At 60.4% G+C, this 11,493-nt stretch carries 8 protein-coding genes; all 8 read right to left on the reverse strand.

All coding sequences use genetic code 11. The features are described 5' to 3' along the window. Positions 1 to 185 precede the first annotated feature (185 nt). Entirely contained in the window at positions 186 to 467 is a 282-nt protein-coding gene (locus SIAM614_RS18910; RefSeq protein WP_006937005.1) for an SCP2 sterol-binding domain-containing protein, read from the reverse strand. A 279-nt stretch (positions 468 to 746) separates the two neighbouring features. Further along, positions 747 to 2,546, reverse strand: a complete 1,800-nt coding sequence (locus SIAM614_RS18915; RefSeq protein WP_006937007.1) for an IlvD/Edd family dehydratase — start codon at positions 2,544 to 2,546, stop codon at positions 747 to 749. A 115-nt stretch (positions 2,547 to 2,661) separates the two neighbouring features. Continuing rightward, complete coding sequence (locus SIAM614_RS18920; RefSeq protein ID WP_006937009.1) at positions 2,662 to 4,065, reverse strand: HAD family hydrolase; 1,404 nt, start codon at positions 4,063 to 4,065, stop codon at positions 2,662 to 2,664. A gap of 773 nt (positions 4,066 to 4,838) precedes the next feature. Then, the gene (locus SIAM614_RS18925) at positions 4,839 to 6,560 is read right to left on the reverse strand and encodes an ABC transporter ATP-binding protein (RefSeq protein ID WP_006937010.1); all 1,722 of its coding nucleotides are present in this window, start codon (positions 6,558 to 6,560) and stop codon (positions 4,839 to 4,841) included. 7 nt (positions 6,561 to 6,567) lie between these two features. After that, positions 6,568 to 7,545 (reverse strand): ABC transporter permease, encoded by a 978-nt coding sequence (locus SIAM614_RS18930; RefSeq protein ID WP_006937011.1) that lies wholly within the window; start codon positions 7,543 to 7,545, stop codon positions 6,568 to 6,570. 14 nt (positions 7,546 to 7,559) lie between these two features. After that, complete coding sequence (locus SIAM614_RS18935) at positions 7,560 to 8,534, reverse strand: ABC transporter permease (RefSeq protein WP_006937012.1); 975 nt, start codon at positions 8,532 to 8,534, stop codon at positions 7,560 to 7,562. Positions 8,535 to 8,611: 77 nt separating this feature from the next. Next, on the reverse strand, positions 8,612 to 10,195 hold the full coding sequence (locus tag SIAM614_RS18940) for an ABC transporter substrate-binding protein (protein WP_050789427.1): 1,584 nt from the start codon (positions 10,193 to 10,195) through the stop codon (positions 8,612 to 8,614). A 113-nt stretch (positions 10,196 to 10,308) separates the two neighbouring features. Then, positions 10,309 to 11,478 (reverse strand): acetylornithine deacetylase, encoded by a 1,170-nt coding sequence (gene argE, locus SIAM614_RS18945; RefSeq protein ID WP_157139952.1) that lies wholly within the window; start codon positions 11,476 to 11,478, stop codon positions 10,309 to 10,311. Between the last annotated feature and the right edge of the window lie 15 nt (positions 11,479 to 11,493).

Raw genomic sequence — 11,493 nt, forward strand, 5'->3', positions numbered from 1 at the left:
CGATTAGATGACCAACCCACATGTCCCTGCCCCGTCCTCCTCTTCACCACCTCATCCTGAGGAGCCCGGTTGTACCGGGCTCCTCAGGATGAGGCTGATGGGAATGGGGAGGTGGGAGTGCTAATCGCTGAATAAAAAAGCCGGCCCCGATGGGCCGGCTTGAAAGGGTCTGCTGCAAAAAACGCTTAGACGATGCTGCCGAGCTTCATGGCGACGCTCATGTCGCCTTCCACCTGCATCTTGCCGCCCATGAAGGCCGCTGTCGGGTTCAGGTCGCCCGAGAGAAGATCGCCGAGGTCTTCTGCCGACATCTTGATGGTGCAGTCTGCTTCGGCGTCTTCGTTGGAAACAGTCGAGCCCTGCAGGAAGATGATGCCGGTCTCACCGAGATCGAACTTGACCGACTCTTCAATGCCGCCATCGGCAACTTTCGCACGGACACCTTCAGTAAGCTGTTCCAAGGACATGTCGTTTTCTCCCCTATGAGGTGGGTCCTTACCCGTCTTTGACTCCTTGAAGCATGACGCTTACGTAACCGTCAAGCATAAATCTGTGTCGCAAGAGATGCGCCGCCAGGAACGTTTCGCCACACGATCCGTCATCCAATGGCTTGACCATGGGATCCATGCCGGTTCGCCTGTAGCGCGGCCGCCGTGGTCAGGTCATGGGATGGATTGCCGGATCAAGTCCGGCAAATATCTACATTTCAAGGTGCCAGGAGCAATGCACCTGACAAGATTGTCAGATCAGTGGTTGTCCCGCGGCAGGCCCCTGGTGTGCGCGACGTCCTGGTATTTGACTGCCGGTTCCAGCACCATGCCCTTGTCGAACTGCCCGATCATGGCGCGCTGGATTTCCTGCCAGGGGGTCTGGCTTTCGGCAACCTTGAAACCGCCGGCCGCTTCCAGATCCGCACGGCGCTGTGCGAGGTCTTCATCGGATATGAGAATGTCGGCGGTGCCTTTTCTCAGGTCGATCCGCACCTGGTCACCGGTTTTCAGGAGAGCAAGCCCACCCATGGCGGCAGCCTCCGGGGAAGCGTTCAGGATCGAGGGTGAGCCGGAAGTCCCCGACTGGCGGCCGTCGCCGATGCAGGGCAGGGATGTGATCCCCCTTTTGATCAGGGCTGTGGGCGGCTGCATGTTGACCACTTCCGCACCACCGGGATAGCCGATCGGGCCGGTGCCGCGGATGAACAGCATGCAGTGCTCGTCGATCTGAAGGTCCGGATTGTCGATATTGTCGTGGTAATCCTCTGGCCCTTCGAAAACGATGGCGCGGCCTTCAAACGCTTCCGGATCGTCCGGATTGGACAGATACCGGTCGCGGAACTCTTCCGAGATCACGCTGGTCTTCATAATGGCGCTGTCGAACAGATTGCCCTTCAGGTTGATGAAGCCTGCCTTTTCCTTCATCGGTGTGTTGAACGGCTTGATGACGTCCGGCAGATCGGTAACGACGCCCTCGCAATTGGCGCCGATGCCCTTGCCGTTGACAGTCAGCGCGCCGGGATGTGGCAGCTTGCCGTTTCGCATCAGCTCGGCCACGACAGCGGGCACGCCGCCGGCATGGAAGTAATCCTCGCCGAGATATTCTCCGGCCGGCTGCAGGTTCACCAGCAGCGGAACGTCATGACCGATTTCCTGCCAGTCGTCGTTGTCCAGCTCAACACCCAGATGGCGAGCGATGCCGTTCAGGTGGATCGGGGCGTTGGTCGAGCCGCCGATGGCCGAGTTGACGACAATCGCATTCTCGAAAGCTTCGCGGGTCATGATGTCGGAGGGTTTCAGGTCCTCGCGCACCATGTCGACAATACGCTTGCCGGTCTCATAGGAAATTGCACCGCGCTCCCGATAAGGCGCCGGAATGGCGGCTGCACCCGGAAGCTGCATGCCAAGGGCCTCGGCCAGCGAATTCATGGTCGTCGCCGTGCCCATGGTGTTGCAATAGCCGACAGAGGGGGCAGAGGAGGCGACAAGGTCCATGAAGCCCTTGTAGTCGATCTCGCCCGCGGCAAGCATCTGGCGGGCCTTCCAGACGATGGTGCCGGAGCCCGTGCGCTCGCCCTTGTACCAGCCGTTGAGCATCGGCCCGACGGACAGTGCAATGGCTGGAATGTTCACCGTCGCCGCGGCCATCAGGCAGGCAGGGGTGGTCTTGTCGCAGCCGGTGGTCAGCACGACGCCGTCAATGGGATAGCCGTACAGCAGTTCGACGAGACCGAGATAGGCCAGGTTCCGGTCGAGCATCGCGGTCGGTCGCTTGCCGGTTTCCTGGATCGGGTGCACCGGAAATTCAAAGGCGATGCCGCCGGCGTCGCGAATACCCTCGCGTACGCGCTTGGCAAGCTCCAGATGGTGGCGGTTGCAGGGCGAAAGGTCGGAGCCGGTCTGGGCGATGCCGATGATCGGCTTGCCGGACTGCAGTTCTTCACGTGTGAGGCCGAAGTTCAGGTAACGCTCGATATAGAGTGCCGTCATGCCCGGATTGTCGGGATTGTCGAACCAGGCGGTGGACCGCAGTTTCGGTGTTTTGGTGTCGCTCATGTCGCCTCATCCCTCAATGCACTCACAAAGTGTCAAAAGCCGATAAACACCAGCTCCAAAAGGCTGTAAAGGCGCTCAATCGCGATTTCGGTTCCACATTTCGAGAATGCCTCGGTCACTCGTTCCGGTGCAGCGTATCTGCAACGGAAAACCGGGCAAACGTCCACAGCACCAGCAGGCAGATTCCGAACAGAACGGGTGCAGCGGACAGGGGAAGAAGGGTGGATGCACCGCTGAGGCCGGCACAAAGCCAGAGGCCCGACAGCACCTGGCGGGCATGGACAGCCAGAAGGTTCCGGCGCATGGCCAGGGCCTTCAAGGCGGGAAAGGCGCCGATGTCATCCGTGTTGCTGACCGCAAGGGGCGTGTTTCCGGCATCGGGGCGGTCTGCTTCGGGCGCGACCGCCTGGCGGAGTTCCAGCGCCATGCGGTCCTGGGAGAGAGTCAGGACCAGAGGAGCCGTATCCGGAAAGCAGCGGAAGGCCGCTTCCTGGGCTGTTTCTCCCGGTTTCGGATCCTCGGTCAGCTCAAGCCCAAGCATGCCGGCCAGCGCGCTTCGAGTGTTGGGGTTGTCACCGCTGAACAGCCACGGCACGAGGCCTTCCTTGCGCAGAGCCATGCCGGCGACGCCCGCGTCCTGACGCAAAGTGCCTTCCAGACCCAGCACACCGACGACGCGCCCTCCGACGGCGACACGCAGCACCGTCTTGCCATCCGCTTCCAGCGAGCGGGCGATGGCATCTGCGGTGAAACTGTCGATCTTGAGCCGCTTCAGGAGATCGGTCGTGCCGATCACCACTGTCTGTCCGCCAAGTAACGCGACAACGCCGAGCCCCGGTGTCGGTTCGAACCTGTCCGGCATCTTCAGGGCAACCTGCCACTGGCTGGCAAGTTCACGCAATGCAAGGGCCACCGGATGGGAGGATCCGGCTTCTGCCGAGGCGGCGACCGCCAGAAGTGTTTTGGGTTCGTTGTTGAACGCCATGACATTGGTGACCATCAGGTTCGGTCCGGACATCACGGCGGCCTTGTCGATCAGGATATCGCGCGCCTGGGCGACCTTGGTGAAGGTGCCAGGTGCGATATCGCGCGCGCCTGCCGCGAGCGCGGCCTTGTGAAAGACCTTGTCGGCGAAGGCGTTGATGCCGTCGATGAGCTGGGGCCAGGAGAGCAGCAGCGCAGCGGCCAGCGCCACCGGAGCCTGAGCTCTGTCGAAGATCCACCACCATGCACCTGCTGCCAGAAGCGCCAGCAGGACAGACCAGCCCGCTTGCGGCACGCCGCTGTGATCGCCCCTGGGCGGCAGCAGAACCACACCGAACGCCCGCAGCACCATCAGGAAGGCAGCAGCGAGCGCAGGGGCATTGGTCTCGGGGGAAGCCGGGCCGGACAGGAGCAATACGGTGGAAACGGCGAGCAGTCCGGTGCCGGCCAGCGTCGTGACCAGCGACAAGGGCCGGCCAACAGATGTGTTCAGCGAAAACGAGAGGCCAAGAAGCGAAAAAATTGCAGAGAACATGCTGAAAATTAAGGCGCTGCGGGAGCCGAAAACCTTAACTGACGTAGCGGCGTCAGCCAGTTCACCGCCTGCCGTTGCCAGAGCGAGCACAAGGCACACCACCGCGAGTGCAAGAAAGAAGGACCAAAGAACTGAAATAAATGACGTTTTCGGCATCGCCGGTCGGCTCTCTTGTCTGTGATTCTTGTGCTGGAACCGGGTCGTGAGCCAACTGGAGACATTTTCGGCACGCCCTGGGGACAGTTCGAAAATGCGGGAGCAGCGGCAGACAGGCAATGCCGTGGAGGCATCGCAACAGGCCTTGTGCCTGTCCCGGACGCAGCGCACCGGCAGGGGTGCCGACCATTTGTGCAGGCTGGAACTTGAGCGAACCTGAATTGCGGGTAGTATTAGGGAGTAATTTTTTAAACGGCCTGCAAGTATTGATGGCCAGTATTTGATAGTCCTTTGGACAAAAATTATTTCGGGGTGTGGTATATTAACGGGAGGGCCGAAAGGTCCTCCCTTTTACGTTTGAGGGTCTTGGAAAAACATGGTTAATATTCGTTAACGAACGGGTCCTGGCGTTAATCAGGAAGGTTCTATTTGAGCGGCGGTAGCTATGTAGGCCGGGGCGGCAAAAACTGCCCAGTCCGCACTGGATTGTGGTTATCGCTCTGCCGCTCCCGGAGAATCGGGGAACGCCTGCGAGTCAAGTCGGCGACTCGGACGAATCTGAAAATAGACTCACCTTCAAAGGCTTGGAGAGGCCGGCGGCAGTGCCGCCGGACCCGTCAGGCCGTCGCGAGGTTGGCCCGCGACAGCAACTCCAGCGAAGGCATCAGGTTTAAGAGTTCGCGCGTATAGGGGTGCTGCGGGGCTTCAAAAAGCTGGTCGCAGTCGGCCACCTCGCACAGTTCGCCATGGCGCATGACGCCGATGCGGTTGCACATCTGCCGGATCACGGCCAGGTCGTGGCTGATGAACAGCATTGTCAGGCCAAGTTCCTGCTGAAGATCTTTCAGCAGGTTCAGGATCTGCGCCTGGATCGACACGTCGAGTGCCGAGGTCGGCTCATCGCAGATCAGGAACCGCGGCCGCGTCGCGAGCGCCCGCGCAATGGAGATGCGCTGACGCTGACCGCCGGAAAACTCATGCGGAAATTTCTTGCCGGCAGCCGCGCCAAGGCCGACATGGTCCAGCAGATCATCGACGATCTGGCGCACCTCTGCATTGCTTGAAGCCAGACGGTGGAACTTGATTGGCTCCGCGATGATGTCGCTGACGCGCATGCGGGCGTTCAGCGAGGAATAGGGATCCTGAAAGATCATCTGCATCTGGCGGCGCATCGCCAGAACGTCCTTGCGGTTCTTCAGCGACGTCAGCTCGGTCTTGCCGAACAGGATCGAGCCCCCGGTCGGCTGATAAAGGCCGGTGATCAGCCGTGCGATGGTCGACTTGCCGGACCCGCTTTCGCCGACCAGACCGAAGGTCTCGCCTTCATTGATATCGAAACTGACCTTCTTGACGGCCTTGAAATATTTGCGCTTGGACGGGAAAATCGAACCACGGGTCTCGAACTGCATGTCGAGATCCTTGATCTGGACCAGCGGGCCGGTCACTTTCTCGTAGTCCCGCGCCTTGCCGAGCCAGTGCGTGGCGATGTCGATCTGCTTTTGCGGGGTTCCGGCCTTCTCGATGTAGTTGACCACCGGAAACCGCTCCACCTTGATATCCGGGCGCGGCACGGCCGAAATCAGGCTCTGGGTATAGGGATGTTCCGGGGCACCCAGCACCTGGATGGTCTCGCCATACTCCACCAGTTCACCGTGATACATCACCGCCACATGGTCGGTAATGTCGGCAATCACGCCCATGTCGTGAGTGATCACCAGCATCGCGACGTTCCGCTCGCGGCACAGCTCCTTCATCAGTTCCAGAATCTGCGCCTGGATCGATACATCGAGCGCCGTTGTCGGCTCGTCCGCGATCACCAGTTCCGGTTCCGCGCACAGCGCAAGCGCGATCACCACCCGCTGGCGCATTCCGCCGGAGAACTGATGCGGATACTGCTTGATACGTTCCGATGCGTCGGGAATGCCCACGGCTTCGATCAGGTCGATCGCCCGCTGGCGGGCCTGCGATCTGGAAAGCGGCAGATGGGTGCGGATTGTCTCCACAAGCTGGCTTTCCACCGTTTGCAGCGGGTCGAGAGACGTCAGTGGATCCTGAAAGATCATGCCGATCTTGCGGCCACGCAAACGACGCTTTTCCTTGTAGGGCAACTGGTCGATGCGCTTGCCGTGCAGGTAGACCTCACCGCCCGCAATGTGGCCCGGCTCCTGCAACAGGCCGATCACCGCGTTGCCGACGGTCGACTTGCCGGCACCCGATTCCCCGACTACGCCAAGCACCTTGCCGGCATCGACGCTCAAAGTGACGTCGTCAACGGCGACAAAGACGGATTTGCGGCCCGGAAACTCGACCCTCAGATCCTTGATATCGAGAACGCTCATACCGGCCTCACCTGAGTTTCGGGTTGAGGGCGTCGCGCAGCCAGTCGCCCAGAAGGTTGACGTTCAGCACCAGCAGCGCCAGCGCGAGACCCGGGAAAATCGCGATCCACCATTCCCCCGAGTAGAGGAAATCGTTGCCGATGGCGATCAGCGTGCCGAGGGACGGCTGGGTAGGCGGCATGCCAACCCCCAGGAACGAGAGCGTTGCTTCCGTGACGATCGCGAGCGCCAGGTTGATGGTCGCAATCACCAGCACCGGTCCGGTGACGTTCGGCAGGATGTGGCGCACCATGATGATGACCGAGGGAATGCCGATCACGCGCGCGGCCTGCACATATTCCTTGTTCTTCTCCACCATTGTGGAGCCGCGCACCGTGCGCGCATATTGCACCCAGAAGGACAGGGCCAGGGAAACAATCAGGATGTAGAAGGCGAAGACCTCCCGGTCGATCGCACCGAAGATGCCATGGGCGATGCCGTCGATCAAAAGGGCAATCAGGATAGCCGGGAAGGTGAGTTGAACGTCGGCGATCCGCATGATGATGGCGTCCACGCGACCGCCCATATACCCCGCGACCAGCCCCAGCGAGATGCCTATGAAGGCGGCGGCGACAACGGAACAGAAGCCGACGATCAGCGAAATCCGCATACCGTAGAAGATGGCCGAGAGCATGTCGCGGCCCTGATCGTCCGTGCCCAGCAGGAAGCGGGGGTCGGCATATTCCATCCAGAACGGAGGAACGCGGGCATCCATGATCGAGATTGACGCCAGATCGAACGGATTATGCGGCGCGATCCAGGGAGCCAGGAACGCCAGCAGAAACAGGATTGCCGTACCGGTGGCAGCAACAACGGTGACCTTCGATTTCAGGAACGAGTGAAAGAGATCGCTGTCGAGGAACCGGGCCATCCGTCCCGGTTCCTTCACGGGTGCCGCGCTGTCCTGGACGGCGGATTTTGGGTCTTCGTTGGTGATGAAAGGCATGACGTCGGTCTCCCTTATGGCCGGCCGACGCGCAGGCGCGGGTCGATGAAGAAGTAAAGGATGTCGACGATGAAATTGATCGTCACGAACAGGAAGGCCGTCAGCATCAGGTAGGCGGACATGATGGGAATATCGACGTTCTGCACGGCCTGCAGGAACATCAGCCCCATTCCGGGCCACTGAAAGACGGTCTCTGTGATGGTCGCGAAAGCGATGATCGCGCCAAGCTGCAGGCCGGTGATGGTGATAACCGGAACCAGCGTGTTCTTCAGGGCGTGCCGGAAGTTCACCAGCCGGTCCGGCAGACCTCGGGCCCGCGCGAACTTGATGTAGTCGGTCCGGATCACCTCCAGCATCTCCGCGCGGATCAGGCGCATGATCAGCGTCATCTGATAGAGACCGAGCGTGATCGAAGGCAGGATCAGTGCTTTCAATCCGGAAATCGTCAGAAAGCCGGTCGTCCACCAGGAGCCGATCTGCACGGTCTCGCCGCGGCCGAAGCTGGGCAGCCATTGCAGCGTGACGGAAAACAGGAAGATCAGCAGGATGCCGATGAAGAACGTCGGCAGCGAAATACCGATCAGCGAAACCGACAGAAACAGCTTGGAAATGGGCGATTCGCGGTTGAGCCCGGCATAGATCCCCATGGGAATGCCGACAACCAGCGCAAACACGGCCGAGGCGAAACTGAGTTCCAAAGTCGCCGGTATGCGCTTGGCGAAGAGCTCGGACACCGGCTGGCGGAACTGATAGGACGTGCCGAAGTCGAACTGCGCGGCCTTGGTGATGAAGCGGAAGAACTGGACGGGCACCGGGTCGTTGAGGCCAAGGCGATCACGCAGGGCTTCCCGGTCCTCGATCGAGGTTTCAATGCCGACCATCTGGTTGATGGGATCGCCGACAAAGCGGAACATTGTAAACGCGAGGAGGGCGACCACCAGCATGACAATCATCGCCTGCACGATGCGGCGCGTTGCAAATCCAATCATTTCGGCTCTTTGAATGCTTTCGTCATGAAAATACGCCCCCGGCGGTTGCCGGGAGCGTCAATTGCGGTGCCTCAGGATCAGTTCTTGGTCACAAAACGGAACTGGAACTGGTTGTCGGCGCGCTGGACGAGGTCCAGCTTCTCGGAAACACCCCAAGCCAGGCTCTGCTGGTGCAGCGGGATGTAATAGGCGTTTTCGTGGCTGATGCGGAACGCTTCGGCGATCAGGTTGTCACGCTTTTCCGGATCGATCTCGACCAGAATTTCGTCGCTCAGCTGGTCGATCTTCTCGTCGCAGAAGCCGCCGTTGTTGAACGGCGAACCCTTGCCGGATTCATCGCGGCAGTTCATCAGGTTGTCCAGAACGTTCCAGCTGTCGAAGGAACCCGGGGTCCAGCCGAGCAGATAGAACGATGTGTCGAAACCGCCGGAAGCCAGGATCTTGGCGAAGTATTTTGCCTTCGGCTGAGCGTTGAGGTTCACCTTCACGCCGATGCGGGCCAGCATGGATGCAACGGCCTGGCAGATCGCCTCGTCGTTGACATAGCGATCGTTCGGGCAGTCCATGCCGATGGAAAATCCGTCCGCGTAGCCGGCTTCGGCCAGCAGCGCCTTGGCGGCTTCCGGGTCATAGGGGTAACGCTCGAACTCGTCCGACTTGGAAAACAGCAACGGAGAAATCATGAGGGCAGACGGGTTGGAGAGGTCGCGCATGACCTTCTTCTTGATGCCCTCGATATCGATCGCCTGGTAGAACGCCTTGCGCACACGGGCATCCTTGAGCGGGTTCTTGCCCTTGACGTCGGAATAGAGCAGCTCGTCGCGCATCTGGTCCATGCCCAGGAAGATCGTGCGCAGTTCCGGACCGGTCAGCGCGACGGTTCCCGCATTGTCGTTGATGCGTTTGATGTCCTGCACCGGGATCGGGTAAACCATGTCCATCTCGCCGGACAGAAGCGCGGCAACGCGCGTTGCATCCGAACCGATCGGCGTGAATTCCACCGTATCGAGATTGTGCTTGGCTTCATCCCACCAGCCGTCGAATTTTTCATAGACGGTCTTCACGCCGGCTTCGTGGCTGGCGATCTTGAACGGCCCGGTGCCATTGGCGTGCAAGGCGGCATAATTCGCGGAGGTATCGGAGGCGGAGGTGACTTTCACCGCGTCGTTCTCCGTCGTCCACTCCTTGTCCATGATGTAGAACGTATCCCACTCGTAATGCAGGATCGGGTTCGGACCGGTCAGAACGAAATCGACCGTGTAGTCGTCAACGATCTCGACCTTGGCATCGGCCGGGACGCGGGTGGTCAGGTCGGAGCCTTCCGAGCGGACACGGTCAACGGAAAAGGCAACGTCCTCGGCGGTGAAGTCGTTGCCGTTATGGAACTTCACGTCCTTGCGCAGGTGGAAACGCCAGCGATTCGGCTCGACGATTTCCCAGCTCTCGGCCAGGGCCGGCTCGATTGCCAGATCCGCGCCGCGCCGGGTCAGGCCTTCGTAGGTGTTGCCAAGCGACGACAAGGTGAAGGTCTCGTTGAGACTGTACGGATCAAGTGCGTTCAGCGCGCCTTGAAACGCAAATTTCAGTGTTTCTGCCTGAACAGCAGACCCCGTTCCCGCCGCAAGCATCGCTGCGGCGATGATAATTGTTCTCTTGTTCATAATCCCCTCGTTTTCCGGTTTCGGCATATGTCGTGACGCACACCCTGCCAGGACCACGCGCCAACCTTGTCTAAAACAACTATGACACTGTAAACTTCTGTGTTCAAACCTGTTTAGCTGTCAAATTGCGACATTCTATCAATCAGTTTGTCCAGGAAGGCGGCGCATCGGTCGAGTTCGGACAGGGCAATAAATTCGTCCGGCTGATGGGCCTGATCGATGGATCCGGGGCCGCAGACCACGGTGGAAAGGCCGTGGTCCTGGAAGATCCCGCCCTCGGTGGCATAGACCACGACGTTGCGGCTGTTGTCGCCTGTCAGACGTCTTGCGGTCGTCTCCGCCAGTCCGTCCGGTTCTTCGGAAAGTCCCGGCACATAGGCCAGTTCACTCACCTCGACGCGGCAGTCCGGCGAGACGGCCTGCATGCCCGGCAAAACCTCGTTTTCGATAAAGGCCCTGTAGGCTGCGACCCAGTCTTGCGCGTGTTCGCCGGGCAGCAGCCGGATGTCGGTCACGAATTCGCAGTGCTGGGCGGTGATGTTATGCGCCTGGCCACCGGAAATGGTGCCGCAATGCAAGGTGGTGTAAGGCGGCTCGAACGGACTGTCCGGATCAGCCTTGGCCCGGTTTTCCGCGGTTCTGGCATCCAGCCATCCGATCAGCCTGGCGGCGACCGAGATCGCCGACACACCCCGGTGCAACTGGCTGGAATGGACCGGGTGCCCCTGGATGCGCGTTTTCAGCACCGTGATGCCCTTGTGGCCGGTGACGACCTTCATGCTGGTCGGTTCACCGACGATCACGACCGAAGGGAGCGGGCCATTGGCCAGCATTTCAGGGATCAGCACCCTGGCCCCGTCGCAGCCGGTTTCCTCGTCATAGGAGAGCGCGATGTGGATCGGCCGTCTGAGCGGTGCCTTGACGAAGTCCGGCACCTTGGCAAGCACCGTCGCCGCAAAGCCTTTCATATCCGCCGCGCCGCGTCCGTAAAGGCGGCCGTTTTCTGCCCACGCTGAAAACGGATCGCGCGACCAGCTCTGGCCCGCGACCGGAACCACATCGGTGTGGGCGGACAGAACCGTCCCGCCATCGACCTCCGGGCCGATACGGGCATAAAGCGCGGCCTTCTGGCCTGTTTCATCCATCGCCCGCCCTGAAGCGACTCCCCACTGGCCGAGATAGTCTTCGACGAAGGCGATGAGGTCGAGGTTGCTTTGGTCCGAAACGGTGTTGAAGGAGATCAGTTTCTCCAGCATTTCCCGGGGCGTATATATCCGGCTCACGTGCTCTCCAGGGTT

It is taken from the genome of Roseibium aggregatum IAM 12614 (assembly GCF_000168975.1).
Taxonomy (GTDB): Bacteria; Pseudomonadota; Alphaproteobacteria; order Rhizobiales; family Stappiaceae; genus Roseibium; species Roseibium aggregatum.

Excerpts from the sequence above, each read along its gene's own strand:
- SIAM614_RS18940 (WP_050789427.1), bottom strand. The coding sequence starts at position 10,195 with ATGAACAAGAGAACAATTATCATCGCCGCAGCGATGCTTGCGGCGGGA.
- SIAM614_RS18930 (WP_006937011.1), bottom strand. The coding sequence starts at position 7,545 with ATGCCTTTCATCACCAACGAAGACCCAAAATCCGCCGTCCAGGACAGC.
- SIAM614_RS18935 (WP_006937012.1), bottom strand. The coding sequence starts at position 8,534 with ATGATTGGATTTGCAACGCGCCGCATCGTGCAGGCGATGATTGTCATG.
- SIAM614_RS18910 (WP_006937005.1), bottom strand. The coding sequence starts at position 467 with ATGTCCTTGGAACAGCTTACTGAAGGTGTCCGTGCGAAAGTTGCCGAT.
- SIAM614_RS18915 (WP_006937007.1), bottom strand. The coding sequence starts at position 2,546 with ATGAGCGACACCAAAACACCGAAACTGCGGTCCACCGCCTGGTTCGAC.
- SIAM614_RS18925 (WP_006937010.1), bottom strand. The coding sequence starts at position 6,560 with ATGAGCGTTCTCGATATCAAGGATCTGAGGGTCGAGTTTCCGGGCCGC.
- SIAM614_RS18920 (WP_006937009.1), bottom strand. The coding sequence starts at position 4,065 with ATGTTCTCTGCAATTTTTTCGCTTCTTGGCCTCTCGTTTTCGCTGAAC.